Genomic DNA, 25,612 nt, shown 5'->3' with positions numbered 1-25,612 from the left:
CCATCCCCCGATGCTTCCGGAGCATCAGGAGAACGGCAGGTAGGCCATGTCCCGTCCGGAAGCCGCGATCATGCCGTCCGGGCCGACCGCGAAGACCTTCGCATCGGTGCGCACATCGGCACGGACCGCGCCGTTCGACGGGGTCAGCGCCGTCACGCGGCCCTTCGAGACCACGATCACGGCGTACGCGGTGAGCGCCGCACCCACCTCGCCCCGCCCGTCCAGCCGCCAGACCGCCTTGTCCTTGGCGAACGAGTACCCCCGCACCTGATCGCCCTTGCGGATGACGGCGTAGGTGTCGTTGACGGTGAGCACCCTCGACTCCTTGTCGCCGTACCACAGGTTGCGCCCGTCGTAGCCGTTGATCAGCACCTCCCGCCCGTACGGGTCGACGCCGAGCACCACGTTGTAACCGCCGGCCGGGTCCCGTTCTTGGTCGCAGGCCGACCCGTTGTCGGCGGTCCGCAGGTTCAGCCCGTCGCGCCGCCACACCACCTGGCCGCCCGGCGGGTTCCCGGCCACCACGTCGTAGTAGCAGGTGCCGTCCTTCGCGGTGCCGGTGATCGTCAGCACCCGGCCGCCGACCACCGCGACCCGCTGCTCCCGGCTGGGCCGCACGGTCTGCACGAGCCGCCCGCTCGCCGTGTCGATCACCCGGATCCGCCCGTCGTGCGGCAGCCCGAGCAGTCCGGGCAGGGTGGGCGGCCCGGCCACGTCGTCGTCCACCTCGCCGGACGAGAGCCGGCGGGTGTCCGGCAGATCGGGGTTGGCCGCGTCCAGGACGAACCCGATGCCGCCGGTGCCGACCGACCAGAGCTGTTCACCGGAGCGCGGATCCCAGGCGGTGAGCCGGCAGTCGTCGCCGCCCGAGCAGCTCAGGTCCACGATCGCTTCCTGGTAGGTCCAGACCGCCGACGCGGTGGTGTCGGACCGCCGTACCGTGCCGGTGGCCGGGTCGAGCACCTGGTAGCCCTTGGTGAGCAGGCGGCCGGTCACCACGACGGCGTTGGCGCCCTTGCCGGCGATCGACGCCCAGTCGGCGTCCGAGGACCACAGCTTCACGGCGGCGGTCAGGCCGTACGCCTCGACCGACGTCCGATACTCGACGATCACCGAGTCGCCGGCGATCGCGATGCTCTGCGGCGTGCCGCCCAGTTCCTGCTGCCAGCGGGCGCCCGGCGCGATCGGCCCGCTCGTGCTGATCCATGCCCAGACCTGCGGAAACGGGTTCCACACACCGGTCGCGGCCAGCACGGTGACGACGACCGTGGCGGCGACCAGCGTGTATCCCTTCCAGGAACCGCCTCCGGAGGCCATGCGGGCAGGGTAATGACCTTCGATCCGGGAACCGGCCAGCGAGGAAAGCCCGTGTCATCCGGTTATGACCGGATTGCCGATCTCACCAGCGGTACGGTCCGGTACGGGATCAACTCGGCCAGCGCGATGATCGTGTGAGCACGGCCGATGCCCGCGTACCCGACAATCTGGTCGATCACCCGCTGCAGGTCGGCGTTCGAGCGGGCCACGATCCGGCAGAGGATGTCACCGCCACCGGTGATCGTGTGCGCCTCCAGGACCTCGGGGATCTCGGCGAGGTGCTCGGCGACGGCGTCGTGCCCGTACCTCTGAATGATCTCCAAGGTCACGAAGCTGGTGACCCCGAAACCGATCACGTCCGGAGCCACCTCGGGCCCGAAGCCCTTGATCGCGCCTCGCGCGATCAGCTTGTCCAGGCGCGCCTGGACCGTGCCGCGGGCCACCGCGAGCCGCCGGGAGAGTTCCAGCACACCGATCCTGGGCTCGGCCGCCAGCAGCGAGATGAGCCGGGCATCGAGCGGATCCAGCTGGACAGTCTGCTCACCCATGGCGCGAAGCTACCGCACCGATTGCGCACACTGACCAGGGCAGATCACCCCGGTTGCCCAGCACGGCCCACTGGGTCACCGTCAGGCGGGATCCATCGGCCGATCACCGTGCCGTGTCGGCGACGCGGCGACGGCACCGGCGACCAGCCGGTGATGACCTGTGACACTGTGAGCAGACCCCGCGCCTCGGGCCACCCGGTCGGCCGCAGGGAAACGTCAGGCTGTCGTGGTAAAGGTTTGCGCATGAGTTCCGTTCCCGCGGGTTGGTACAAGGATCCCGCCGACACCAGCACCCAGCGCTACTGGGACGGTGAGGGCTGGGTGGGCAAGGCCATCCCGGCGGACGCGACGCCACCGGACGGCCCGCCGCCCGCGCAGGAGCCCGAGCCTCCCGCCCCGGTCACCCCCGCCGCTCCGGCCGCCCCGGCCGCGGTTCCGGGCCCAGCCGGGCCCCAGACGGGTCCGCCGCCCGGCTGGGCGCCGCAGCCCCCGCCCCCACCCGGCTGGCAACCCCCACCCGGCATGCAGCCGCCACCCGGCTGGCAGCAGCCCCCGCCCGGTACACAGCCCCCACCCGGCTGGCAGCAGCCGCCGCCGGGCTGGCAGCAGCCGCCGCCCGGCTGGCAGCAACAGGCGCCACCGGTGGGCTGGCAGCCACAGCCCGGGGCGCAGCCGATGCACCCCTACCTCTACCCGATGCCCGAGGTCCGGCCGCACGGCATGGCGCTGGCCGGGCTCGGCCGGCGGCTCACCGCCCGGCTCATCGACATCACCGCGGTTCTGCTGCTCAACGTCGTGGTCAACGGTTACTTCGGGTGGATGTACTGGCAGGACTTCCTGCCGATCCTCACCGACTACCTGGACCAGTACCGTGCCGGGGTCGCCGCGCCGGTGATGCAGCAGCCCTCCGAGCGGATGTCGACCCTGTCGGTGGCCATCCTCATGATCGCCACCCTGCTCTGGCTGGTCTACGAGGCGCCGTCGATCGCCGGCAGCGGCCAGACCCTGGGCAAACGGATCATGGGGATCAAGGTCGTCCCGGTGGAGAAGGACGGGCCGATCGGGTTCGGCCGCGCCTTCACCCGCTGGGCCCGGCTCGGCATGTGGACCCTTTTCTGGTGGTGCGGCATCGGCCTGGTCGTCCAGTTCATGGCCGCCCTCTCACCCGTCTTCGACCCCCGGCTGCGGCAGGCGTGGCACGACAAGGCCGCGGCCACCGTCGTCGTCGCCGTGCCGGCCGGCGCGAAACCGACCACCACCGCCACCCGCGGCGACAACCCCGGAGGACCGCGATGACCCGGCTCACCCGCGCCGACCTGGACGCGCTGCCCAGCTACGTGCCCGGCCGCAACGTCGCCGACCTCGCCCGGGAGCTGGGCATCGCCGAGGCGATCAAGCTGGCCAGCAACGAGGTGCCGTACGGTCCGCTCCCCGGGGTCGTCGAAGCGGTCACCGAGGCCGCCCGGACCGCTCACCGGTACCCCGACATGGGCGTGGTGCGGTTGCGCGACCGGATCGGCGAGCGCTTCGGCGTCGCCCCCGAGCGGGTGGTCACCGGCTGCGGGTCGGTGGCGCTGGCCGAGATCCTGGTCAAGGCGACCTGCCTGCCGGGCGACGAGGTCGTCTACTCGTGGCGGTCGTTCGAGGCGTACCCGATCATCGCGGCCGGCGGCGGAGCCACCAGCGTCCGGGTGCCGAACACCGCGGCGCACGGGCACGACCTGGCCGCCATGAGCGAGGCGATCACCGACCAGACCCGGCTCGTCTTCGTCTGCAACCCGAACAACCCGACCGGCACCAGCGTGCGCCGGGCCGAGCTGGACCGGTTCCTCGCCGACGTGCCGTCCGACGTGCTGGTGGTGCTCGACGAGGCGTACCGGGAGTTCGTCACCGACCCGGCCGTTCCGGACGGCCTGGAGACGTACGCGGACCGTCCCAACGTCGTGGTGCTGCGGACCATGAGCAAGGCGTGGGGCCTGGCCGGTCTGCGGATGGGCTACCTGGTCGCCCAGCCGGAGATCGCCGCCACCATCCGCAAGGTCGTCACCCCCTTCTCCACCAGCCTGGTCGCGCAGGCCGCGGCGCTGGCCGCGCTGGACCAGGAGGAGGAGGTCCGCCGCCGGTGCGCCCAGGTGGTGTCCGAGCGGGACCGGGTCACCGAGGCGCTGCGCAAGCTCTCCCTCGCCGTGCCGGACAGCCAGGCCAACTTCGTCTGGCTGCCGCTCGGCGACCGGACGGCCGCCTTCACCGCGGCCTGCGAGAACCGTGGCGTGATCGTCCGGGGTTTCCACCCCGAGGGCGTCCGCGTCACGATCGGCACCCCCGAGGAGAACGACCAGTTCCTCGCGGTCGCCGAGGCCAATCTCGCCGAGACGGCCTGATCCGAACCTTTCTCGGGTACGCCCACCGCACGCCGCCGCCGGCCCTCGCGCGGCGGCGGCGCGGGCGCCGGGCTGACATCTCCGGTCACCCCGGCGACCGACCAGCGACCGTCCCCAGGCCGCGGCGACCGGCCAGCAGCCGTCCCCAGGCCGCGGCGACCGGCCAGCGACCGTCCGTCAGTGCAGCGCGGCCACTTCGGCCCGGCGGTGTTCCTCGGCGTCGATCCGGCGCGGGAACACCGTCGGCGACAGGGCGGTCAGCACCGTGGCGACCAGCGCGAACCCGGACGCCAGCAGCGGCAGCACGGCCAGGTGCCCGGCGCTGACCAGCCGCTCACCGACGAACGCCCCACCGCCGATGCCGATCTGGAAGGCCACCACGTAGACCGCCGACGCCGCGTCCCGGGCGGTCGGCGCCACCCGCAGCACGGCCGCCGCCAGGAACACCGGGATGGCCGTGAACGCGCCACCCCACAGCAGCGTGGCGACGATCGTGGGCGCGGCCCCGAGCACCGGAGCGAGCAGCCCCACCGACACGGTGACGATCGTCGTCAGCGCGATCACCAGCGGGCCGGGCCGCCGGTCCACGAACCGGCCGACCGCGAAGTTCGTCAGCAGGCCGACCAGCCCGTACCCGAGCAGCAGCGCGCTGAGCCCGGCCCCGTCCAGCCCGGCGTCCCGGCGTACCAGCGGGGCGATGTACGTGTATGCCGCGAAGTGCCCCACCACCAGCACCGTGGTGATCAGGCAGAGCCGGGCGACCCGTCCGTCGCGCAGGATCCGGACGGCGTCCCGTAGTTGCCGCCCGGTACCGGCGGCCAGGTCCCGGGGCAGCGCCGGAAGTGTGGGCAGCACCTTGAGCAGCAGCGCCACGCAGATCGCTCCGGCCACCGCGAAGAACCCGACCGCGACCCGCCAGCCCAGCCACTGCCCGAGGGCGGTGCCGGCCGGCACGCCGAGCACGATGGCCAGCGAGTTGCCGATGAAGACCATGGCGGTGGCCCGGCCGGCCTGTCCGGGTGGGGCGAGCCGGGCGGTGATCGGCCCGATGATCGACCAGAACACCCCGTGCGCGAGGGCGCAGACGAGCCGGGACAGCATGAGGATGACGAAGGTGGGCGCGAGCGCGGCCGCGGCCTGGGACACGGCGAAGACCGCTACCGTGGCGGCGATCAGCAGATGCCGCGGCACCCGCATGGTGAGCGCGGTGAACGGGATGGTGCTCAGCGCGGCCACCACGGCGTAACTGGTGAGCAGCAGCCCGACCTGGGCCTCGGTGACGCCGAGGTCGGTGGAGATCTGTGGGAGGAGGCCGACGGGCAGGGTTTCCGCCGCGACGTAGCAGAACGAGGAGGAGCCGAGGACGACGATCGCCGGCCGGTTGAGTCTCACCCCTCGCACAATAAACTCTAAGGCAGATCATAAACAGGAGTACGACTGTGACGACGCGCTCCACCGAGCTCCTCCGGGTCGTCCACCAGCGCCCGGGCGTGACCCGCGCCGACGCCGCCCGGCTGCTCGGCGTGGGCACCGGCGCCGCCACCGAGCTCGTCGCCAAGCTCAGCCGGTCCGGCCTGCTCACCGAGGCCCCGGCGGCGCCGAGCGGCAGCCGCGGGCGCCCCACCACCGTCCTGCTGCCGCATCCACGCGGCCCCCTCGTGCTGGCTGTGGCGATCAGCCACGAGGCCTGGCGGATCGACGTGGTCGAGCTGGGTGGGGCCGCCGTCGCCTCCCGGTCCCGACGGCACGCGAGCACCGACTGGGCCGAGGTCCGTGCGGCCGTCGCCGCCGAGATCAAAGACCTCCTCTCCCGGTACGGGGACCGCCCGCGCGCCCTCGGCGTATCAGTGCCCGGTCCGGTCTCCCGCACACTTCGTCTCGAAGCGTTCCGGGCCGACTGGCACGACGTGGACCTGACCGGACTCTGGCCCGGCGCCGAACTGCTGGTCGCCGGCAACGACGCCACCCTGGCCGCGACCGCCGAGCACCGCCGGGGAGCCGGCGCCGGAGCCGCGGTCGCCCTGCACCTGCGGATCGAGGCGGGACTGGGTGGCGCCGTGATCGAGGACGGCCGCCCGGTGCTGGGCGCTCGCGGCGCGGCCGGCGAGTTCGGCCACATGCCGTTCGGCGACCCGGCGGTACGCTGCGCGTGCGGCGCCCACGGCTGCTGGGGCACCGCCGTCGACGGCACCGCCCTGGCCCGGCTGCTCGGCGACCCGCGCCCACGCGACCCGGTCACCTACGCCCGCCGGGTGATCGCCACGGCCGCCCGGGCCCTCGCCTCCCAGCGAGCCCGCCAGGATCTGGCCGGCCTCCCACCGCCCCCGCCGTCCAGCCCCGCCGATCCCGCGGCCCGACCGCACACCGCACCGCCCAGCCCCGCCGATCCCGCGGCCCGACCGCACACCGCACCACCCAGCCCGTACAGCTCGGGGGACACCGGCCCGGAGAGTGACCCGGAGGCCGCCGTGGCCGCGGTCCGTGCCGTCGGCGCCGCTCTGGGCCGCGGCATGGCCGGCCTCGTCAACGCCTTGGACGCGGATCTGGTGACTCTCGGCGGCCTGGGCGTGGACCTGCTCGCCACGGTCCCCGCCGAGATCCACGCCGCCTACCGGGACGGCCTCATGCTGATCCACCGAGCGTCCCCTCCCCCGGTCCGCCCGGCCACCCTCCCGGACGACGAGGGCCCGATCGCCGGCGCCGCCGAGGAGGCCTGGTCCGCCCTGCTTCCCCGCCTGCCGTAAACACCCCCAGCCGGCACCAGGCTGCCTCGAACAGCCCGAACAGCCCCCGACCCCAGCCGAGCCACCCGGCCCACCCGACCGGACACCAGAGCCGCCTCAAACAGCCCGAAACAGTGCCCAGAGCCAGCCGGGCCATCCCGGCGGTTGCCAGGGCGCCGGAACAGCTCAGTACGGGAGGACGGCGACCAGCACGGCGTCGAACGTCAGGTAGTAGATCGGGGACTCCGGGTCGTCCGGCGCGTCGGGCCTCAGCCGCTCCATCGCCAGATACCCGTCGGTGACCTGGTACAACCCGGCCTTCCAGTGGGTGTGGTCGTTCCCGTACGCCATCGGATAGGTGTACCGCAGCGCCCCGGTCCGGGCGTCCAGCCCTTCGAGAGTGTTGGACGGCGTGAGCACGAGCACGGTCGCCGGCGTCCCGCCGAGCACCCGCACCAGTCCCGGCCGTTCCCAGAGCCGCCCGCCGTTCACCGAGGCGGCGCTGACGCCGGCGTCGGTGGGTGTGACGACGACGCCCGCCGCGAACGTCGAGCCGGGCACGTCCAGTCCGGCCGCCCGTCGCGGGCTCGCGGTCCCGGCGAGCCAGCCGCGCCCGGCGCCGTCCCGGAACGCCGGGCACACGAACGAGACGCATCCGACCGGCTCGTAGGGCCCGGCCGTCCAGCCCACCGCGGGACGCCCGGTCACCGCGTCGTAGGCGCCGGTCGCGCACACGTACGCGCCGCCGTCGGTGGTGAACCCGTCCGCGCACCCGGCCGGGACGGTCGTGCTCCACAGTCGCTGGCCGGTGCTCAGCGCGTACCCCGAGAGATCTCGATCTTGGGTGACCACCACGGCGCCGCCGGCGAGACGCAGACCCGGCGGGGTCCAGACGGTCGCGGCCCCGGTGCGGTGTCCGGCATAGTCCGGCGCGTCCGGGCCGTCCGCCCGCCAGGACACCTTTCCGGTACGGGCGTCGAGCGCGATCAACCGGCCGTCGGACCATCGGGTGACCACCGTGGCGCCGCTCGCCACCACCGCGCTCACCTGCTGTGGCCAGCGGCGGAACGACCAGCGGGCGGTGTACATGGTCCGGGCGGTGACCGGCCCGTCCGCCCGCACCTGATGTTTCGCCGCGTAGACGCGCAGCCGCCGGTCGACGATCAACGGCGCCTGGTTGAGCCGCCCGGTGACGCCGAAAGCGGGCGACGGCTCCGGCGGGTAGGGGGTGATGGCGCTCGCCGTCTGTTCCGCCGGGGCCAGCACTCGCCATCCGATCACGGCGGACGCGACCAGCAGAAGCACGGCCGCCAGGATTCGCAGCGGCACCCGGGTCACGGCCGAAAGTATTACAGGTCAGGGCGAGGTCACTCGTAACCACCGTTGATCAGGCCGAGCCGGACCAGCTCGGTGAGCGGTTCCACCACGTTGGCGGCGCCGAATCCGACGAACAGCGGCCGCGGCCCGTCCCGGTGGATGCGGGCCGGTTCGACCAGCGGCACCGGGTGGGTGGCTGCCAGCGCCTCGGCCACCTCGGCGACCTCGCCGCCGTCGGCCGCGATCACCGTCGCGACCAGCACGTTGAGGAAGCCGTGGTGGGTGAACCCGGTCTCCGGGTCGGTGTGCCGGGTGGCGTGGCGCAGTCCGGCGGCCAGTTTGAACGGCAACTCCCGGTCCCGGCAGGCGCAGATCACCGCGGCCAGCTCGACCGGGGTCGGGAACAGCTCCGCGGCCAGGCCCCCGACCCGGAACTTCGGGGCGATCGCCAGACCGTCGGCGCGGGCCTCGGCCACCGAGTCCAGCGCCGCCAGCAGACCCCAGCTCAGCGGGATCTCGGCGTACAGCGGCAGACCGGTCTCGGCGGCCGCGAACGTGCAGAGAGTGGCCAGCCCGGGCTGAGGGTCCTCACCCCGGCGGGCCACCGCCGCCTCGACGTGCTTGACCACCACACCGGAGGAGCGCAGCTTCTCCACGGTGTTGGGCAGGGCGGCGGCCGGCACGTCGCCGATCAGCACAGCGGTGAGCCCAGGAACCGGCGTGTGGATTTCGGGTGCGGAGCGCACCCCAACTCCACACGCCGGTTTCAGGGGCTCGGTTCCGACGATCGAGGCGGGCACCAGCAGCGAACCGATCAGGTCGCGGTACCACGAAGTGGTGTGCTCCTGATGCTTGAGCACCGCGTCGTCCAGGCCGACCGGGCTGGGCGGCAGCAGGGACGCGTCATCGACCAGCCCGGCATACAGCGGAGGCACCATCGTCGACACGAATTCGAACCTAGTAGACGCCGCCGGAAACGGACAGCCTCAGCGCTTGCGGCGGCCCGTCAGCACCAGGATCTCGGCGACGGCGCCGGCCGCCATGCCCGCGACCAGTGGCGCCGGCCCGCCGACGACGGCGTACGCCAGCAGGAACAGCGGTGCCGCGAAAGTCAGGTAGACGGCCACCGCCAGCCGCCGGTCCCCGGATCGCAGGCGGCGCATCACCACCCCGGCCGGTTCCGGCAACCGGCCGCGGAACCAGAACACCACAGCCCCGAAGACCAGTACGCCGATGAGCCCGGCCCAGACCCGGGAGATCCCGACGTTGATCAGGGTCATGGCCGCCGCCAGCACCGCGGCCACGATGGTGCCGCCGGCGCCGTAGCGGGCCGTCTCACCGACCGCCTCGGCCGTCTCCCCGGACACGTCGAGAACCGGGCGGGCCGGCACCACGACCGGCGGCGCCGGGCTCACGAACGGCCCCGGCGCCGGGGTCTCCCCACCCGGCGGCACACCGAGCGACGCCTCCTCGGCCAGTTCCTCGATGGCCCGGGCCCAGCGGCGGCGCTCGAACCGGACGATCCCGGTCTCCTGTCCCGCGTCGCCGATCGCCGGGTCCAGTTCGAGCGCCTCCGCGTACGCCCGCTGAGCCAGGTCGAACAACCGCAGCCGGGCCGCCACGACGGCCAGGACCAGATGCGCCTCGGCGTCGGTGGGCGCGACCCGGACCCCGTTCCAGGCCGCGTTCAGCGCCTCCTGACCGTTGCGCGACTCGCTGAGCAGGGCCGCCCCGGTTCGCTGCGCGTACGCGTCGTCGGGCCACCCGCTGAGGATCTCGGCGGCGACCCGGGCGGCGTCGCCGAACCGTCGGCTGTCGGTGAGCGCCATCGCCCGGACCACCAGCGTGGCCAGGTCCCGTGGGTCGGCCCCGGCGGCCCGGTCGGCGGCGGCCAGCGCCTCGGCGGGCTGGTCGGCGGCCAGGTGGATGCGGGCCAGGGTGGCGAGCAGGCTGGTCTCCCGCGGCGCGACGGTCAGGCCGGCCGCGATCTCGTCGGCGGCCTCGTCGTAACGGCCGAGGTCGGCGAGCAGGAGGGCACGCTGACGGTGCTCCTCCGGGGTGGTGTCGGGCTCCATGGGGGCTGGCACGCTGCCGAGCGTAGGCCGTCCACCCGAGGATCAGGCGAGTCGGGGTGACGCTGGATACACCATGGCGACCGCGATCCCGGCCAGCCCTTCGCCCCGCCCGGTGAGCCCGAGCCCGTCGGTGGTCGTCCCGGCCACGGTGGCCGGCGCCCCGATCGCCTCGGAGAGCACCTTCTCCGCCTCGGCACGGCGTTTGCCGATCTTCGGGCGGTTCCCGATCACCTGGATCGACACGTTCCCGATCTCGAAACCCGCTTCCCGTACGCGACGGGCCGTCTCGGCGAGCAGCGTTATCCCGGCCGCCCCGGCCCACTCCGGCCGGCTCGTGCCGAAATTGCCGCCCAGGTCGCCGAGCCCGGCCGCGGAGAGCAGGGCGTCACAGGCGGCGTGTGCCGCGACGTCGGCGTCGGAGTGCCCGGCCAGCCCCGCCTCGCCGGGCCAGTGCAGCCCGGCCACCCAGCAGGGGCGGTCCGGGTCGAAGGCGTGAACGTCGGTACCGATGCCGACCCGCGGAATGATCACGCGGAGAGCTTAAGCAGGTGGGTGGCGAGCGCCAGGTCGATCGGCCGGGTGATCTTCAAGGCGAAGTCCGACCCGGGGACGCACAGCACCGGCCGGCCGAGTTTCTCCACGGCACCGGCGTCGTCGGTGTGCGAGTCGGCGGCGGCCGCGTGGGCGGCTCGCAGAATCGTGGCGCGGAAGCCCTGGGGTGTCTGGACGGCCCGCAGAACCGAGCGGTCCACCGTACCGAGCACCGTGCCGTCCGCCGCGACCTCTTTGACGGTGTCGACCACCGGGAGCGCCGGGATCACGGCGTCGGCTCCCTCCCGAACGGCGGCGGCGACCCGTTCGAACAGGTCGGCCGGCGCGAGACAACGGGCGGCGTCGTGCACCAGGACGATGCCGATGTCGTCGGGAACGACCGCGAGGGCGGCGGCCACCGAGTCCTGCCGCTCCGCACCGCCCGCCACCACGGTGACCGGGGCGATCGGGGCGAGCAGCCGGTGCACCGCGTCGACCTCGGCGGCCGGGGCGGCGACCACGATCAGGCGGACCGACGGCGCGGCGGCGGTCCGGCGGATCGCGTGGACCAGGAGTGGCTCCCCCTCGAGCAGGCGCAGGGCCTTGGGGGTGCCGGGACCGAGGCGCACACCGGCACCCGCGGCCGGAACGACGACCGCGACGTCACCGCGAGCATTCAGCTGCGCGGTCACGTCGCGGTCGTCGGTCAAGGTGTGAGGGATGCGTTGGACGGATCAGGCCTCGGTGAGGACCTTGTCGAGCAGGACCTCGGCCTCATCCTTGCTGCTCTTCTCAGCGAGGGCCACCTCGCCGACCAGAATGTCGCGAGCCTTGGCGAGCATGCGCTTCTCACCCGCGGAAAGGCCACGCTCACGCTCACGGCGCCAGAGGTCACGAACAACCTCCGCAACCTTCAGCGGGTTACCGGAAGCAAGCTTCTCGAGGTTGGCCTTGTAGCGCCGCGACCAGTTGGTCGGCTCCTCGGTGTGCGGAGCACGAAGGACATCGAAGACCTTTCCAAGGCCTTCCTCGCCAACCACTTCGCGCACGCCGACTTCCTCGGCGTTCTCAGCGGGCACTCGAACAGTCAGATCGCCCTGGGCGACACGCAGAACGAGGTACTGCCTTTCAACGCCCTTGATGACCCTAGTCTCGATTGCCTCGATGAGTGCGGCCCCGTGGTGGGGGTAAACAACGGTCTCGCCGACACTGAAAACCATAGGTTCGAAACCCCTTTCGCTGTGTCTAGGGTAACACGCCCGGGCGGCTGTGTCTTGCCCGTACGGTTACCGTTAGTGCAGCTCAGAGGCCCTGTGACGGGGCTTTCTACCGCTTGACAGCGAAGCGAGAAGCTGCCTAAGTAACGCAAAGTGACCGAACTGCACGGCCCCGACCAACGCGGCCTCATCCACCAAGTCGGGAATTCCAGACCTGACCGGCTTTGTCAGATCAAGCTTATCGCTAAGGTCCGCGCCGGCGCACCACTGGCGATGCGGCCTCACGTGCGGGAGGCTGGACGGAAGTTCCCCGACCGAAGCAAGATCTGGTCGGCCAGGGGGGAGGTTGAGTCATGGCTGGCGCGAGCGACAACGGCGACAGGCCGCCCGGTGGCGGGTCCCCCGACGGCCTCCCCGACTTCCCCGAGGAGTGGGGCGTCATCGTCATCCCCGACGACCTCTCCGAGTTGTCCGACGAGGTCGAGGCGGTCCGCGCCGAGTTGCACACGGCGGCGCCGCTCAACGGGCTGCAGCGCCTGGCCCGGCGGCCCACGGCGCGTCGGCTGCGCCGTCTCGGCGGTCTCCTGACACACACGCCCGCCCTGATCATCACCCTTGCCGTGCTGGTCACGGTGGCCAGCCTGTTCGCGTCGGCATGGCCCGGACCGGCCCGGCAGCCGACCACACAGCGGACCTCGGGCGCCACCGAGAGCCGGTCCGACACGTTGCCGGCGGTCGATCTCATCGACAGCGGCGGGCAGAGCGTCTCGATCCGGGGACGCCTTCCGGCCGTGGTGATGCTCACCGACGGCTGCGACTGCGCGCACCTGATCGCGGACACGATCGCGGCGGTCCGCACCGACATCACGATCCTCACGGTGAGTAAGGCTCCCGTTTCCATCGGACCGTCCGCGACCAGCCAGAGCCTGCTGCCCACCGCACGGACTCCCCGGGCGGACGGCAAGTCGGTCGCCGCCCTGCAGGACCCCACCGACACGTTGCGGCGGCACCTCGGGCTCGCGGCGCCGGACGGGACGGCCGCGGTGGTTCTCGTCGACCGGGGCGGCGAGATCGTCCGGGTGCACCCGCGGACCGCGTCGATCGAGACGTTCCGGCCCGACCTGTCGCGCCTCTAACGACCAAACCCCACAATGGGTACGCGTGTGGCCGTACCCTCGGAAACCGGCCCCCGACTCGGGCCGTTTCGGATCCCGGCCCAGGCGCAGAAGCGACCCCTGTGTGAGGGTCACCCGGACGAGCGCTGGAGGGCGTAACGGAAGACGACCGGGCCGGGTGAGTCGATGCTGATCCGCATACGCAGCTCCTCGCTGAGGCCGACACTGAAGATGTCCGGGGTGCGGGCGCCCGAGCAGCGCAGGCCACGGCCGGAGTCCTCGTCGCCGAGACTGACCCGGACCCGGGCACCGTCGTCACCGGCGCACACCGCCGACACCAGGAAGTCGCCCTGTTCGATCTCGACGACCTCCTCGTAGCCGGTACCGGGCTCCAGCACCAGGGTGTTCGCCACCTCCTGCTCGCCGATGTCGGGCAGGAGCTGCTCGGCACTCAGCCGCCAGTCCACCACCCGCCGGTCGGCGCCCTGACCGGGCGCCGCCCGCCACCACCACACCAGCCCAACCATCAAGATCAATAGCGCCAGCGCCTGCAGCACGACGCCGCGTCCCCGTTCGCCGCTCACGCTGCGAGAGTAGAGCCCTCCAAAAGGGTGACGTAGAGCGTGAGGCCCGGACCGAAGGCGAGCATCACTATCCGTCGCGGCGGGACGGGGCGACGGCGTAACTCGTTCAGGACCAGGAGCACGGTGGGTGATGAACAGTTGCCGTGGGTGGACAGGACGGCACGGGACTCGGCCAGTGCGGGGGCGGGCAGATCGAGACGCTCCTGCACCACGTCGAGGATCTTGGGACCGCCGGGGTGCACCGCCCAGCCGTCCACGTCGGCGATGCTCCGGCCGTGCCGTGACAAGACCTGCTCGACCAGTCCGCGGACGTGCGCGGCGAGCACCGAAGGCACCTTCGGCGACAGGCCCATCCGGAACCCCAGGTCGGTGACCTCCCACGTCATGTGGTCGGCGGTGGAGGTGTCGGTGATCGCGGCGAGTTCGCGTACGGCGTACCCCGGACGGGTTTGATCCGGTGGGGTGACCACGACGGCGGCCGCGGCGTCCGAGAAGAGGGCGTGCGAGACGATCTGCTGGACGTCCGCACGGGCGCTCGGCGGTTGCAGGTGCAGGCTGGTCAGTTCGGCACAGAGCAGCAGCGCGGGCCGGTGCCGGGCCACCACGAAGTCGCTCACGGTACCGAGGCCCGGTAACGCTGCGTAACAGCCCATGTGGCCGACGAAGAGCCGCTGAACGCTCGGTGACATTCCCAGATCCCGGGCGAGCAGAATGTCCACCCCGGGCGTCGCGTAGCCGGTGCACGAGCAGACCGCGAAGAGGCCCACATCGCCGGCCGCCACCCCGGCGTCGGCCAGCGCCCGGTCCACGGCGGCCTTGCCCAGCGGCATCACCTCGGCCTGGTAACGACGCATCCGGCGCTCGGTGGACCAGTGCGAGACGTCCTCCAGCAGCGGGTTCACCACGGCCTGCCGGGTACGCACCCCGGAGTTCGCGAAGATCCGCCGGGCCAGGCCGTGCCGGGCGCCGGTGTAGTGGCGGGCGAAGTAGCCGTCCCAGATGTCGTCCTGCGCCGTGGCGGGCGGCAGCGCCACCCCGATGCCGCTGATCACCGCGTGCCGGCCCTGGCGCTCAGAACCGGTGTGTCGAGTTCGGGCGCGATTCGCACCCGAAACCCACACACCGGGACCGTCCGTCCGGTGCTCTGTCATACCGGGGCCCGTCTCTCGCTCTGTCATGTCGCGGGCCGTCACCAGCGCGGGGCGACGCCGTCGGCGTCCGGGTCGCCGCCGAGCGCGTCCACGCCCAGCCAGTCGGCACAGACGTCACTGGTCGCCGGTTGCAGCGAACCGGCCCGGGCGTCCCGGTAGAGGCGCTCCAGCGGATGGCCGCGACGCATCGCCGAGGTGCCCGCAGCCTCCAGCATCGCCGCCGCCACGTCCGCCGCGGTCGTGCCGGCCAGCAGTTTGGCCCGCCACACCCAGCGGTTCGTCTCCGGTTCGCCGGGGGCCTCGTCGACCCGGCGGGCCGCCTCCCGCACCACCAGGTGCGCGGCCGACACCGCCGCGTCGGCCCGGCCGATCCGGGCCCGCACCGTCGGCAGCCGGCCCAGGCCGCGGGCGTTGACGTGCTCGACCGCGGCGTCCACGGCCGCCCGGGCCACCCCCACGTAGACCGCGGCGTAACTGGCCACCATCCAGTGCGGGGCGAGTTGGGCGGCCACCAGGGCGAGCCCCTCCACGCCGCCGAGCAGCGCCGACGCCGGGACCGTCACGTCGATGTGCAGGTCGTGCGACCCGGTGGCGCGCATGCCGAGCGCGTCCCAGGTGGGCTCCACCCGCAGGCCGTCCCCCGCCGGGACCAGGAACTGCGAGACCTGCGACGGATCGGCGGCGCTGCGGGCGGCCACCAGGTACGCGTCCGCGTGCCCGGCCCCCGAGCAGAACGTCTTGGCGCCGGTGAGCCGGTAGCCGCCGTCCACCCGGTCGTAGGTGGTGGCCAGCTCGGACAGCCGGGAGCCGGCGCCGCGTTCGCTCATCGCCACGGCGTACCAACCGCCGCCGGCGGCCGCCTTCAGGAAACCGTCCCGGGCGTCCAGCGCCTCCGGCGGAAGCCCGAGCATCTCGGCCAGTTCGTCGGTGACCCCGGCGATCGCCCCGGTCACCGAAGCATGCATGTTGAAGACCAGGGCCGTCGAGCCGTTGCCGCGGGCCAGCTCGTAGGCGATCTCCGCGTAGTCGGCGAAGCCCGCGCCCGCCCCGCCCAGCCGGGCCGGGACCATCAGCCCGAAGAAGCCCGCCTCCCGTAACTCGGCGAAGTCCTGTTCGGGGAACGAGCCGTCCCGGTCGGTGACGGCCGCCCGCGCCGCGAACCGTGGCGCCAGCCGTCGTGCCTCATCCCGCATGTCTTCTCCCGATTCCCTGGTAGAGGACCGCCGCCGAGAAGGCGGGCACGATGCGCCCGCTCGCGGCCCGGCCGAGGATCAGCCAGCGGAACAGTCCCGGCAGGCTCGGGCGTACCCCGCGTATCTCCAGTTCCACCCCGTGCCGTGTGAACTCGGTCACCAGACGCCGGGGTGGCACGAACAGCGCCGGATCGTGCAGGCCCACCGGGGCGATCCCCAACCGCTCCCCGAGCGTCACCGTGATCAGGCGGCTCAGCCGCGTGTCGTTGACCGTGTCCAGCACCACCAGCCCGCCGGGACGCAGCACCCGGCACAGCTCGGCCACCGTGCCGGACAGATCGGTGACGTGCTCCAGGATCTCGCCGGCCACCACCACGTCGGCACTGCCGTCCGCCAGCGGCAGGGCGGTCACGTCACCGTTCACCGCGGTCATCCCGCGCGGCACGGCCCGCTCCAGCCCGGTACGCCGCAGGTCCACACCGACGTGCCGGTAGCCCTTGCCACGGACGTGCGGGGCCAGCAGGCCGCCGCCGCAGCCCGCGTCGAGCAGGATCCGGCCGGGGGACTCCGCCGGAGGGATCAGCGCCGCCCTGGCCTCGGCCAGCCAGTGCAGCAGTTCGAAGGGTCCGCCGGGTCGCCACCACTCGCCGGCCAGGTCGTCGTACTGACGTGGATCATTGCGCTGCATCGACAGCATGTGATCGAGCCTGGCACGGACCGTGCGCGGAGGCCACACTTGGCAGCCATGTCCCGTGCGCTCGCGCTGCTCCGATCGTCGCATCCGGAACCGGGTGCCGCGGTCACCCTCGCCATGACTCTGCTGGCCGCCGGAGCCGGGCACCGCGGGTCCCGTCTGCTGCTCGTCGCGCTCACCGTGGCCGCCAGCCAGCTCGCGGTCGGCTGGGTCAACGACCGGCTCGACGCGGAACGCGACAGGCGGGCCGGGCGGCGGGACAAACCCGTGGCGTCGGGTGCCGTGTCGCCACGCACGGTCGGCGCCGCCGGGATCGGGGCGGCGCTGGGCGTACCCCTGCTGGCTTTTGATCTCGGTCTTCCGGCGCTCCTGGCGATCTCGGTGGCGACGGTGTCCGCGCTGCTCTACGACTGGCCGCTGAAGAACACCGCGTTCTCGGTGGTGCCCTACCTGGTCGCCTTCGGACTACTGCCGGCCTTCGTGGTGCTCGCGCTGCCCGGGCATCCGGCGCCGCCGGTCTGGCTGGTCGCGGCCGGCGCGCTGCTCGGTGGCGGCGCGCACTTCGCCAACGTGCTGCCGGACCTGGCCGACGACGCGGCCACCGGGGTGCGCGGGCTGCCGCACCGGATCGGCGCGGCCGGGTCCCAGCTGGCCGCCGCGGGGCTCCTGCTGGGCGCGACGCTCACCCTGGTCCTCGGGCCACCCGGGCCGCCGTCGTGGACCGGCTCGGCGGCGATCGCGGCCGCCGTCGTGGTCCTTCCCCTCGGGTGGTACGCCGCGCGGCGTGCCGACGGACGGCCGGTCGCGCTGTTCCGGGCGGTCATCGTGGTCGCCCTGATAGACGTTCTGCTTCTCGTTGTGAATGGCCGGTTGACCTGATCGCGGGGGCTGATGGATGGGTCGGCGCACGCCGCTGATCGCCGCCCATTAGGCTGAGTCAACACCTTGGTGTCTCTATTTGGAGGATCGTGATGCGTCCCCTGGGAACCCGTCGCGCCGCTCTGGTCGCGGGTGCCGCCACGGTCGCCGCCCTGGCTCTGGGCGGCTGCTCGGCCGGCCAGGTCGCCGAGACCGCCATCCTGGACACGCCCATCGCCGGCGTCGACACGGAGTCCACGGACGGCAGCGTGCTCATCCGCAACCTGCAGGTGGAGTACAACGGCACCGAGGGCTATGCCAAGGGCGACAACGCTCCGCTCGAGCTGAGTCTCTTCAACCAGACCGCCGAGCCGATCACCGTCACGATCACCACCAGGGAACCCGACCGCGCCCAGGTCGTCGGGGCGGACAAGGTCGGCTTCTCGAGCGCCGCCGCCGTCGCCACCCCGTCCGCCTCCGCGCCGTCCGCCGCCGCCTCCGCCTCCGCGCCGTCCGCCGGCCCGAGCGTCGCTGCCTCCGCGCCGGCCGCCCCGGAGGTCCGCCCGGCCCAGATCCAGATCGCCCCGCTGTCCGCGGCCCTGTTCCGGCCGAGCGACTCCACTCCACTCCAGGTCATCGGCCTGAAGGAGGAGCTGACCCCGGGCCTGGCGGTCAACCTGGTCTTCAAGTTCAGCAACAGCTCGGAGGAGCTGGTCCTCCAGGCGCCCGTCGCCTCCCCGCTCAGCCCGGCCCCCCGCGGGTCGGCGGAGGTGCACGAGGAGGCCGGGGAGGCCGGGGGTCACTGACCGGAGTTGTCATACCGCCGAGCTAGCTTGTCGGTGTGACGACCTCCCGATCCGCGGCCAAGGCACCCCGAGCCGCCTACGTCTGTGACGCCTGTGGCCATCAGCCGCCGAAATGGCTGGGCCGGTGCCCGGAGTGCGGCGAGTGGGGCTCGATCATCGAGTCCACGGTCACCGTCGGAGCCTCCGGCCGGGTGGTCAGCTCCCGCATGCCGGCCGAGCCGGCCCGCCCGATCGCCCAGATCAGCGCCGCGCCGGCCCGCGCGGTCGCCACCGGCGTCGGCGAGCTCGACCGGGTCCTCGGTGGCGGCCTGGTGCCCGGCGCCGTGGTGCTGCTCGCCGGCGAGCCCGGCGTCGGCAAATCCACCCTGCTGCTCGACGTCGCCCAGCAGTGGGCGGCCGGGGCGGGCACACCGTCGCTGGTGGTCAGCGGCGAGGAGTCGGTCAGCCAGGTGCGGTTGCGGGCCGAGCGGCTCGGCGCCCTGCACGAGAAGCTCTACCTCGCCTCGGAGAATGATCTCGGCACGGTCATCGGCCACCTCGACGCGGTCCGGCCCGGTCTGCTCGTGCTCGACTCGGTGCAGACCGTCTCGGCACCCGGCACCGAGGGCGTCCCCGGCGGCGTCACCCAGGTCCGGGCGGTCACCGCGGCACTCGTCACGATCGCCAAGGAGCGGGGCATCGCCACCGTCCTGGTCGGCCACGTCACCAAGGACGGGCAGGTCGCCGGCCCTCGCGTGCTGGAGCACCTGGTCGACGTGGTGCTCCACTTCGAGGGCGACAAACACTCCTCGCTGCGCCTGGTCCGCGGGGTGAAGAACCGGTTCGGCGCGGCCGACGAGGTGGGCTGCTTCGAGATGCACGAGGGCGGCATCACCAGCCTGCCCGACCCGTCCGGCCTGTTCCTCACCCGCTATCTGGAGCCGGTCCCCGGCACTTGCGTGACGGTCGCCATGGAGGGCCGGCGGGCGCTGGTCACCGAGGTTCAGGCGCTGATCGGGGCAGAGGTGCAGGGCTCACCCCGGCGCACGGTGTCCGGGCTCGACAGTGCCCGGCTCGCCATGGTCCTGGCCGTGCTGGAGCGGCGGACCAAGCAGCTCAAGCTCTACAACCGAGAGGTCTTCGCGGCCACTGTGGGCGGCATCCGGCTCACCGAGCCGTCCGCCGACCTGGCCATGGCCCTGGCCGTCGCCTCCGGCGGTCTAGACCTGGCCATGGCCCCGCACCTCGTGGCGATCGGCGAGGTCGGCCTCACCGGCGAGATCCGGCGGGTCGGCGCGGTCGGCCGGCGGCTCGCCGAGGCGGCCCGGCTCGGTTTCAAGGTGGCGCTCGTTCCGCCCGGCTGCGGGCCCGACGGCGCCAGTGGGATGCCCAAGGGCATGGAGGTCGTGGAGGTCGGCAACCTCCAGGCGGCACTGCAGAGCGCGGCCCGGGCCTCGGCCTCCTCCTGATTCTTGACTACCCAGGGTTACGAATCATCACGCTACGGAGCATTCATTGAACCAAGCCTCGTTGGCCTGGATGACAGTCCGTAGAATGTCCGGGTGCCGCTCGACCGCGATGGTTCCAAGCCCGCCGCCAGTTCAACGCCGCGTCCCGGCGTCAACGGCGCGGGGCATCGCGCGATGACGCCGGCCGTGGGCGCCGGTCTGACCGGCGGAGCAAGTGATCCGTTGCGGGCAAATCTGGCGCTGATGGCTCCCGGCACGGCGCTGCGCGACGGTCTGGAGCGCATCCTCCGCGGCCGCACCGGCGCGCTCATCGTCCTCGGTCACGACGCCGTCGTGGAGACCATCTGCACCGGTGGGTTCCCGCTCGATGTGGAGTTCTCCGCCACCCGGCTGCGTGAGTTGTGCAAGATGGACGGCGCTGTCGTCCTCTCCAGCGACGGCACCCGCATCGTCCGGGCCGCCGTGCATCTGATGCCCGACCCGTCCATCCCGTCGGAGGAGTCCGGCACCCGGCACCGCACCGCCGAGCGGGTCGCCAAGCAGTCCGGCTTCCCGGTGATCTCGGTCAGCCAGTCGATGCGCATCATCGGGCTGTATGTGAACGGTCAGCGCCACGTCCTCGACGACTCGGCCGCCATCCTGTCCCGCGCCAACCAGGCCCTCGCCACTCTGGAACGGTACAAACTCCGCCTCGACGAGGTCTCCGGCACCCTCTCCGCCCTGGAGATCGAAGACCTGGTCACGGTGCGTGATGCCGTCGCGGTGGTGCAGCGCCTCGAGATGGTCCGCCGCATCGCCGACGAGATCTCCGGCTATGTGGTCGAGCTCGGCACCGACGGGCGCCTCCTCGCCCTCCAGCTCGACGAACTGATGGCCGGCGTCGACTCCGACCGCACCCTGGTCATCCGCGACTACCTGCCGTCCGGGCGCAAAGCCCGCACCCTCGACGAGGCCCTCGTCGAGCTCGACCTGCTGACCGCCACCGAGATGATCGACCTGGTCGCCGTGGCCAAGGCCATCGGCTACCCGGGCGCCTCCGACTCCCTCGACGCGGCCGTCTCCCCGCGCGGTTTCCGGCTGCTCGCCAAGGTGCCACGGCTGCCCGCCCAGATCGTCGACCGGCTCGTCGACCACTTCGGCAGCCTCCAGCGTCTTCTCGGCGCCACCGTCGAGGACCTGCAGGCGGTTGAGGGCGTGGGAGATGCACGGGCCCGGGGAGTGCGGGAAGGGCTCTCCCGGTTGGCCGAGGCCTCGATCCTCGAACGCTACGTCTGACGCTCGCGACCGTCCGGCCCCCACCCGGATTCACGGCGCCGGGGAGGTGGACGGTCCGATTCAGGCGGGGCGCCGGTCACGCGTACCGGAAAGGGCCGGGGTCAGAGAGGGTGGCTGATGTCGTTGGCGTGGTCCGCCACGGCGGCGCCGGTGATCGTGGCCTGAAGGGGAAGGTATTCCAGGCAGCGGCGTACGGCGGGGGCCATCACCGGGTTGGGCACGCGCATCGAGATGGTGCAGTGCGGAACCCAGCGGCCCGGGCGGTAGTGGTCCCAGACCTCCACCCCGGCCGCGGAGAGGCGCTCGTGGACGGCCCGGTGGTGGGCCAGCAGGTCCTCGGTGACGGTGACTCCCAGCCACAGGACCCGGCCTACGAACTGGCCCACGAAGTCGATGCTCAACGGGATCGGGCGGGCCACCTGGAAACCCGCCAGTGCGTCCGCCACTGCGTGCGGGTCGATGCGGTGGGCGGCGGCGAGCGAGATGTGCGGGCGGTGTCTCTGATGCAGGGAGCCGAGGGACGGGATGCCCTCGGCGTCCAGGGCACGCCACAGGGTGCGGACCCGGCGCGTCGTGTCGACGTCCAGGTACAGCTCGAGTGCGGCTACCAATTCGGTCAGGCGACGATGGTCAGGACCACCGGGTTGCTGATGATCGTGTCCAGGCGGCCGCGCAGTTCGTAGGCGCCCGCGGCGGGGATCGGGCCGGCGGCGACGTTCTTGACGCACTGGGTGGAGGAGCGGCCGTTCCAGGTCACCTCGAACTCGCGTTCGGCGCCCGCGGTCAGGGTGTCGACCTGGTTGCCCTTGACCGGGTTGCACAGGTCCGAGGACCAGTACTTCTGGGCACCCTGTTCGATGTACAGCTCCTGTGCGCTGGCGCCCAGGTCGCGGGTGCACGTACGCGTACCGACGTTCTTGATCTTGAGTTTGATCTTGAGCGGGGTGCCGCGCTGCGGGGACGTGTCCGCCGGGATCGGGGTCACCGACATCTCGTTGTCGGCGCACGCGCCGGAGCCGGACGCCGGGTTCCCGGTCGCGGTGGCGCCGTTCGCGGGCGGAGGCAACTGCTCACCGTCGTCGGGCTGCCGGGAGAGCAAATCGTTGGGGTCGGGCAGGGCCGGGCCGACGGCGGGGCCGGTCTCCTCGAACGACGGTGTCGGCGACACGCTCGGATTCTTACCGGCACCGGGTGTCGGAAAGCTCGTCGTCTGGGAGGACGCCTTCTTCTTGCCCTGATCGTCTTCGCCGGAGCAGGCCTGGAACAGCACGATGACGCCGAGCAGGACCGCGCTCAGCACGACCGCACGCCGCCGCCAGTAGACCGCGGGTGGGAGGGGACCAACCGTCGCACGCATGATGCCGCTCACGGTAAACCCGGACAGCCGTCGCTATGTGCACGACGCGCCGGTTATGCGACACCAACTCACGCAACGCTCGTTAGAGATAGACCTTGCGCTGGTGGACGGCATGGGCTCCGGCCACCCGATCGAGGAACAGCTTGCCGGCGCAGTGATCGATCTCGTGTTGCACGGCCCGCGCCTCGAACGCGTCAGCGGTGAGCGTGAACGGCTCCCCGGTGCCCGGCAGAACCGCCTCCACCACGATCCGGCCGGCCCGTTTCACGTCGCCGGTGAGGTCGGGCACCGACATGCAGCCCTCCCGGCCGGGACGCCACCGGCTCGCCTCGACGATCTTCGCGTTGCAGAGCACGAACGTGCCGTGTGTGGTGACCGCCTTCGGATGGCCGGTCACGTCCACGCAGAACACCTGCGCGCTCACGCCGATCTGCGGGGCGGCCAGGCCGACGCATCCGGGTGACCCGCGCATGATCTCGACCAGCTCGGCGGCCAGCCGGACGACCTCCGGATCGGTCGGGTCGACCGCCTCGCCGGGGGTGCTCAGCACGCTCGCCGGCGCGGTGACGACCGCTCTCACAGGACTTCCGTGTCGGACCGGCGCAGTGTCACGTCGACGTCCAGCTCGGCGGCGGCCACGGCGAGCCGCTCGGCCAGCTCGTCGCCCGCCCCGGCCGGCACGTCCACCTCGGCGACCAGCACGTAGAGCGGCCCGGTGAGGCGGGTGGTGAGGTCGGTGATGTTGCCGCCGGCGGCCGCGACGACCCGGGTCACCGCGGCGACGATGCCGAGACGGTCCGCCCCGTGCACGCTCACCAGATAGGGCTCGCCGGCGGCCGCGCTGTCGGCCTCCGGCTCCACCCGGCGGACGGTGGCCAGCAGACCGCCGGTGGCGACCGGCTCCAGAGCCCGGGTCGCCTCCGACTCGGTCGGCCCGGTACAGATCAGGGTCATCGCGAAGTGGCCGCGGAGCCGGGTCATCGTCGAGTCGGTCAGGTTGGCGCCGACCGCCGCGAGAGCCTCGGAGACGTCGGCCACGATGCCGGTGCGGTCCGGGCCGATGACGGTGATGGCAAGCTCGTACACCCGCTTACAGTAAACGGGATATGACTCTCGCCGACGAAGCCATCGCCTGGTACGCCACAAATGCCCGCGATCTGCCCTGGCGGCAGCCGGACACCACCCCTTGGGGGGTACTGGTCAGCGAGGTGATGCTGCAACAGACCCCCGTCGTCCGCGTCGAGCCCGCCTGGCGCTCCTGGATGACCCGATGGCCCACCCCCGCCGCGCTCGCCGACGACCCGCCGTCGGAGGCGATCCGCATGTGGGGACGGCTCGGCTACCCGCGCCGGGCGATGCGACTGCACGCCTGCGCGGTCGCCATCGTGGAACGGCACGGTGGCCGGGTTCCCTCCTCGCTGGAGGAACTGCTCGCGCTGCCGGGCGTCGGGACGTACACCGGGCGGGCCGTGGCGACCTTCGCGTACGGGCAGCGGCACCCGGTCGTCGACACCAACGTACGGCGGGTGGTCTCCCGCGCCGTCGAAGGCAAACCGGACGCCGGACCGGCCACCACGGCCGCCGACCTCACCGCGATGGAGGAACTGCTTCCGGCGGACGTGCCGCGGGCCGCGAAGGCCAGCATCGCCTTCATGGAGCTCGGCGCGATCGTCTGCACCGCGCGGGCGCCCCGCTGCGTGGACTGCCCGTTCCACGACGTGTGCGCCTGGCGGCTGCGCGGCGAGCCGCTGCCGGAGGGCCCCAGCCGAAAACCGCAGCGGTACGCCGGAACCGACCGCCAGGTGCGCGGGCTCCTCCTGGAGGTGCTGCGGCACGCGACCGGACCCGTGCCGCGACAGCGCCTCGACCTGGTGTGGAACGACGAGGTGCAGCGGGCCCGGGCGCTCGCCGGGCTGGTCGAGGACGGCCTGGTGGAGCGGCTGGGAGGCGACTTCGTGCTGGCCGGCGACAGTCCACGAGGAGAGGTCCAGAACCTCGGGTGAGCCTTCTCAGGCGGCGAGCCGCGACTCGATCTCGGGCGGCAGGGGATAGGGCCGCTCGGGAGGCAGCAACGCGGCCGCCCGTGCCTCGTCGTCCCGGTCCAGCAGCGCCCGGATCTCGCGCGCCAGCCCGGTCACCTCGGTGATCCCGGTGATCCACTCGTCGACGTAGCGGGGCACCGCCGCGCCACCCAGGCCCAGCTGGAGCGACCGGTACGGCAGCTCACGCAGTCGCAGGTCGCGTTCCGGATCCCACTGCACCCGGGTGGGAGCCCGCTTGAGTTCGCGCTGCCAGGTGGCCCGGTCCGGGTGGACGCCGCGCACGTAGTGGCTCAGCGCGGCGTTGGCGAGCGCCCACTCGAAGCCCTCCCGGGTGATCGACACCGCGAGGACATGCTCCTGACCGGGCTTCGTGGCCCACCCGCAGCGGTACATCATCCACAGGAACGACGGCTTGATCCAGGTCATCCGGTCGCGTTTGAACGGCGGCACGAACCGGCCCGCGCGGACCGCCGGGCCGGCGATCTCCGATCGGTACGCCTGGTAGACGGTGACGGTGCTGTCGTCGTACGCGGCCCGGATCTCATGTCGCATGGTGCTCGATTAAACGCGAAGGGCCCGGCTGCGAGCGCAGCCGGGCCGATCGTGCGTGCTTCTACTCCTCGGTGGTTGCCGCGCCGAGGTCGGCCGGCACCGCGTCGGGCACCGTCACGCCCTTCTCGGCGCCGCGGAAGACCAGCTTGGCCTTCTCCACCTTGGCCGGGTCGCCCTCGCAGTCCACGACGACGATCTGGCCGGGGCGCAGCTCGTTGAAGAGGATCTGCTCGGACAGGGTGTCCTCCAGCTCGCGCTGGATGGTCCGGCGCAGCGGACGGGCACCGAGCACCGGGTCGAAGCCCTTGGCCGCCAGGTACTTCTTGGCGTCGTCGGTCAGCTCGAGACCCATGTCCTTGTTCTTCAGCTGTCCCTCGATGCGGGCGGTGAAGATGTCGACGATCTGGAGGATCTCCGCCTCACGCAGC

26 protein-coding genes and 2 pseudogenes are annotated in these 25,612 nt (G+C 72.5%); 9 read left to right on the top strand and 19 right to left on the bottom strand.

The genetic code is table 11. From position 1 onward, the window contains the following. Window positions 1-24 precede the first annotated feature (24 nt). Complete coding sequence (locus AB0I88_RS08000; RefSeq protein ID WP_361020004.1) at window positions 25-1,317, bottom strand: hypothetical protein; 1,293 nt, start codon at window positions 1,315-1,317, stop codon at window positions 25-27. Window positions 1,318-1,379: 62 nt separating this feature from the next. Next, window positions 1,380-1,865 carry an Lrp/AsnC family transcriptional regulator gene (locus AB0I88_RS07995; RefSeq protein ID WP_361020002.1) on the bottom strand — a complete coding sequence of 162 codons (486 nt, stop codon included), beginning with the start codon at window positions 1,863-1,865 and terminating at the stop codon, window positions 1,380-1,382. 243 nt (window positions 1,866-2,108) lie between these two features. On the opposite strand from AB0I88_RS07995, the gene AB0I88_RS07990 reads away from it, so the two are divergent. Continuing rightward, a complete protein-coding gene (locus tag AB0I88_RS07990) occupies window positions 2,109-3,161 on the top strand; it encodes an RDD family protein (protein ID WP_361020000.1) in 1,053 nt (350 codons plus the stop codon). Next, window positions 3,158-4,246: a histidinol-phosphate transaminase gene (gene hisC, locus AB0I88_RS07985; RefSeq protein ID WP_361019998.1), complete on the top strand. Its 1,089-nt coding sequence runs from the start codon at window positions 3,158-3,160 to the stop codon at window positions 4,244-4,246. The genes AB0I88_RS07990 and hisC overlap by 4 nt, the downstream gene beginning before the upstream one ends. Window positions 4,247-4,423: 177 nt before the next feature. On the opposite strand, the gene AB0I88_RS07980 is transcribed toward hisC, so the two are convergent. Further along, on the bottom strand, window positions 4,424-5,638 hold the full coding sequence (locus AB0I88_RS07980; RefSeq protein ID WP_361019996.1) for an MFS transporter: 1,215 nt from the start codon (window positions 5,636-5,638) through the stop codon (window positions 4,424-4,426). Between the two features lie 47 nt (window positions 5,639-5,685). Here AB0I88_RS07980 and AB0I88_RS07975 point away from each other — a divergent pair, with 47 nt between their 5' ends. Beyond that, the gene (locus tag AB0I88_RS07975; protein ID WP_361019994.1) at window positions 5,686-6,990 is read left to right on the top strand and encodes an ROK family protein; all 1,305 of its coding nucleotides are present in this window, start codon (window positions 5,686-5,688) and stop codon (window positions 6,988-6,990) included. Between the two features lie 165 nt (window positions 6,991-7,155). On the opposite strand, the gene AB0I88_RS07970 is transcribed toward AB0I88_RS07975, so the two are convergent. The 6 genes from AB0I88_RS07970 to AB0I88_RS07945 are packed head-to-tail and all read right to left on the bottom strand — an operon-like array spanning window position 7,156 to window position 12,112. Continuing rightward, on the bottom strand, window positions 7,156-8,307 hold the full coding sequence (locus AB0I88_RS07970; protein ID WP_361019992.1) for a PQQ-binding-like beta-propeller repeat protein: 1,152 nt from the start codon (window positions 8,305-8,307) through the stop codon (window positions 7,156-7,158). A 29-nt stretch (window positions 8,308-8,336) separates the two neighbouring features. Continuing rightward, entirely contained in the window at window positions 8,337-9,233 is an 897-nt protein-coding gene (locus AB0I88_RS07965; protein WP_361019990.1) for a hypothetical protein, read from the bottom strand. Window positions 9,234-9,272: 39 nt separating this feature from the next. Continuing rightward, complete coding sequence (locus AB0I88_RS07960) at window positions 9,273-10,361, bottom strand: hypothetical protein (protein WP_361020308.1); 1,089 nt, start codon at window positions 10,359-10,361, stop codon at window positions 9,273-9,275. 42 nt (window positions 10,362-10,403) lie between these two features. Further along, window positions 10,404-10,892 (bottom strand): 2-C-methyl-D-erythritol 2,4-cyclodiphosphate synthase, encoded by a 489-nt coding sequence (ispF, locus tag AB0I88_RS07955; protein ID WP_361019988.1) that lies wholly within the window; start codon window positions 10,890-10,892, stop codon window positions 10,404-10,406. Next, window positions 10,889-11,584 (bottom strand): 2-C-methyl-D-erythritol 4-phosphate cytidylyltransferase, encoded by a 696-nt coding sequence (ispD, locus tag AB0I88_RS07950; RefSeq protein ID WP_361020306.1) that lies wholly within the window; start codon window positions 11,582-11,584, stop codon window positions 10,889-10,891. Before ispD ends, ispF begins: the two co-directional genes overlap by 4 nt. Window positions 11,585-11,626: 42 nt before the next feature. Next, entirely contained in the window at window positions 11,627-12,112 is a 486-nt protein-coding gene (locus AB0I88_RS07945) for a CarD family transcriptional regulator (protein WP_183222390.1), read from the bottom strand. A 350-nt stretch (window positions 12,113-12,462) separates the two neighbouring features. Between AB0I88_RS07945 and AB0I88_RS07940 the strand changes: the two genes are divergently transcribed. After that, window positions 12,463-13,245: a hypothetical protein gene (locus AB0I88_RS07940; protein WP_361019985.1), complete on the top strand. Its 783-nt coding sequence runs from the start codon at window positions 12,463-12,465 to the stop codon at window positions 13,243-13,245. A gap of 110 nt (window positions 13,246-13,355) precedes the next feature. On the opposite strand, the gene AB0I88_RS07935 is transcribed toward AB0I88_RS07940, so the two are convergent. The 4 genes and pseudogenes from AB0I88_RS07935 to AB0I88_RS07920 form a co-directional block, all read right to left on the bottom strand. Further along, window positions 13,356-13,808 carry a DUF6023 family protein gene (locus AB0I88_RS07935; RefSeq protein WP_361019983.1) on the bottom strand — a complete coding sequence of 151 codons (453 nt, stop codon included), beginning with the start codon at window positions 13,806-13,808 and terminating at the stop codon, window positions 13,356-13,358. After that, window positions 13,805-14,866, bottom strand: a pseudogene (locus AB0I88_RS07930) (type III polyketide synthase); the annotation flags it as partial. The pseudogene AB0I88_RS07930 and the gene AB0I88_RS07935, both read right to left, overlap by 4 nt. A 131-nt stretch (window positions 14,867-14,997) precedes the next feature. Next, window positions 14,998-16,152, bottom strand: a complete 1,155-nt coding sequence (locus AB0I88_RS07925) for an acyl-CoA dehydrogenase family protein (protein ID WP_361019981.1) — start codon at window positions 16,150-16,152, stop codon at window positions 14,998-15,000. Next, a complete protein-coding gene (locus AB0I88_RS07920) occupies window positions 16,142-16,849 on the bottom strand; it encodes a methyltransferase domain-containing protein (protein WP_361019979.1) in 708 nt (235 codons plus the stop codon). Before AB0I88_RS07920 ends, AB0I88_RS07925 begins: the two co-directional genes overlap by 11 nt. A gap of 48 nt (window positions 16,850-16,897) precedes the next feature. On the opposite strand from AB0I88_RS07920, the gene AB0I88_RS07915 reads away from it, so the two are divergent. From AB0I88_RS07915 to disA, 4 genes are all read left to right on the top strand, one after another. Next, window positions 16,898-17,725, top strand: a complete 828-nt coding sequence (locus AB0I88_RS07915; protein WP_361019977.1) for a UbiA family prenyltransferase — start codon at window positions 16,898-16,900, stop codon at window positions 17,723-17,725. Window positions 17,726-17,817: 92 nt separating this feature from the next. Continuing rightward, window positions 17,818-18,510 (top strand): hypothetical protein, encoded by a 693-nt coding sequence (locus tag AB0I88_RS07910; protein ID WP_361019974.1) that lies wholly within the window; start codon window positions 17,818-17,820, stop codon window positions 18,508-18,510. Between the two features lie 35 nt (window positions 18,511-18,545). Continuing rightward, window positions 18,546-19,958, top strand: a complete 1,413-nt coding sequence (gene radA, locus AB0I88_RS07905; protein ID WP_361019972.1) for a DNA repair protein RadA — start codon at window positions 18,546-18,548, stop codon at window positions 19,956-19,958. 93 nt (window positions 19,959-20,051) lie between these two features. Continuing rightward, window positions 20,052-21,233, top strand: a complete 1,182-nt coding sequence (disA, locus tag AB0I88_RS07900) for a DNA integrity scanning diadenylate cyclase DisA (protein WP_361019970.1) — start codon at window positions 20,052-20,054, stop codon at window positions 21,231-21,233. 101 nt (window positions 21,234-21,334) lie between these two features. Here disA and AB0I88_RS07895 read toward each other — a convergent pair whose 3' ends face one another. The 4 genes from AB0I88_RS07895 to AB0I88_RS07880 form a co-directional block, all read right to left on the bottom strand. Further along, complete coding sequence (locus tag AB0I88_RS07895; protein ID WP_361019968.1) at window positions 21,335-21,844, bottom strand: 2'-5' RNA ligase family protein; 510 nt, start codon at window positions 21,842-21,844, stop codon at window positions 21,335-21,337. Between the two features lie 5 nt (window positions 21,845-21,849). After that, on the bottom strand, window positions 21,850-22,590 hold the full coding sequence (locus tag AB0I88_RS07890; protein ID WP_361019966.1) for an adhesin: 741 nt from the start codon (window positions 22,588-22,590) through the stop codon (window positions 21,850-21,852). Between the two features lie 82 nt (window positions 22,591-22,672). After that, on the bottom strand, window positions 22,673-23,170 hold the full coding sequence (def, locus tag AB0I88_RS07885; RefSeq protein ID WP_361019964.1) for a peptide deformylase: 498 nt from the start codon (window positions 23,168-23,170) through the stop codon (window positions 22,673-22,675). Next, entirely contained in the window at window positions 23,167-23,676 is a 510-nt protein-coding gene (locus tag AB0I88_RS07880; protein WP_361019962.1) for an ACT domain-containing protein, read from the bottom strand. Before AB0I88_RS07880 ends, def begins: the two co-directional genes overlap by 4 nt. 20 nt (window positions 23,677-23,696) lie before the next feature. Here AB0I88_RS07880 and AB0I88_RS07875 point away from each other — a divergent pair, with 20 nt between their 5' ends. Next, complete coding sequence (locus AB0I88_RS07875) at window positions 23,697-24,593, top strand: A/G-specific adenine glycosylase (RefSeq protein WP_361019960.1); 897 nt, start codon at window positions 23,697-23,699, stop codon at window positions 24,591-24,593. 6 nt (window positions 24,594-24,599) lie between these two features. Here the strand turns inward: AB0I88_RS07875 and AB0I88_RS07870 are convergent, their stop codons facing one another. Together AB0I88_RS07870 and AB0I88_RS07865 are read right to left on the bottom strand one after the other, a co-directional pair. Continuing rightward, the gene (locus tag AB0I88_RS07870) at window positions 24,600-25,184 is read right to left on the bottom strand and encodes a DUF4291 domain-containing protein (protein WP_361019958.1); all 585 of its coding nucleotides are present in this window, start codon (window positions 25,182-25,184) and stop codon (window positions 24,600-24,602) included. A gap of 61 nt (window positions 25,185-25,245) precedes the next feature. Next, window positions 25,246-25,612, bottom strand: a pseudogene (locus AB0I88_RS07865) (NDP-hexose 4-ketoreductase); the annotation flags it as partial.

The organism is Actinoplanes sp. NPDC049802 (assembly GCF_040656595.1).
Classification (GTDB): domain Bacteria; phylum Actinomycetota; class Actinomycetes; order Mycobacteriales; family Micromonosporaceae; genus Actinoplanes.
This window is presented reverse-complemented; position numbering and strand designations above follow the sequence as displayed.

Bases quoted from the DNA above. Each gene is read 5' to 3' on its own strand.
- AB0I88_RS08000 (WP_361020004.1), bottom strand. From the start codon at position 1,317: ATGGCCTCCGGAGGCGGTTCCTGGAAGGGATACACGCTGGTCGCCGCC.
- AB0I88_RS07995 (WP_361020002.1), bottom strand. From the start codon at position 1,865: ATGGGTGAGCAGACTGTCCAGCTGGATCCGCTCGATGCCCGGCTCATC.
- AB0I88_RS07990 (WP_361020000.1), top strand. From the start codon at position 2,109: ATGAGTTCCGTTCCCGCGGGTTGGTACAAGGATCCCGCCGACACCAGC.
- hisC (WP_361019998.1), top strand. From the start codon at position 3,158: ATGACCCGGCTCACCCGCGCCGACCTGGACGCGCTGCCCAGCTACGTG.
- AB0I88_RS07960 (WP_361020308.1), bottom strand. From the start codon at position 10,361: ATGGAGCCCGACACCACCCCGGAGGAGCACCGTCAGCGTGCCCTCCTG.
- AB0I88_RS07945 (WP_183222390.1), bottom strand. From the start codon at position 12,112: ATGGTTTTCAGTGTCGGCGAGACCGTTGTTTACCCCCACCACGGGGCC.
- AB0I88_RS07940 (WP_361019985.1), top strand. From the start codon at position 12,463: ATGGCTGGCGCGAGCGACAACGGCGACAGGCCGCCCGGTGGCGGGTCC.
- AB0I88_RS07925 (WP_361019981.1), bottom strand. From the start codon at position 16,152: ATGCGGGATGAGGCACGACGGCTGGCGCCACGGTTCGCGGCGCGGGCG.
- AB0I88_RS07920 (WP_361019979.1), bottom strand. From the start codon at position 16,849: ATGCTGTCGATGCAGCGCAATGATCCACGTCAGTACGACGACCTGGCC.
- AB0I88_RS07915 (WP_361019977.1), top strand. From the start codon at position 16,898: ATGTCCCGTGCGCTCGCGCTGCTCCGATCGTCGCATCCGGAACCGGGT.
- AB0I88_RS07910 (WP_361019974.1), top strand. From the start codon at position 17,818: ATGCGTCCCCTGGGAACCCGTCGCGCCGCTCTGGTCGCGGGTGCCGCC.
- AB0I88_RS07890 (WP_361019966.1), bottom strand. From the start codon at position 22,590: ATGCGTGCGACGGTTGGTCCCCTCCCACCCGCGGTCTACTGGCGGCGG.
- AB0I88_RS07875 (WP_361019960.1), top strand. From the start codon at position 23,697: ATGACTCTCGCCGACGAAGCCATCGCCTGGTACGCCACAAATGCCCGC.
- AB0I88_RS07870 (WP_361019958.1), bottom strand. From the start codon at position 25,184: ATGCGACATGAGATCCGGGCCGCGTACGACGACAGCACCGTCACCGTC.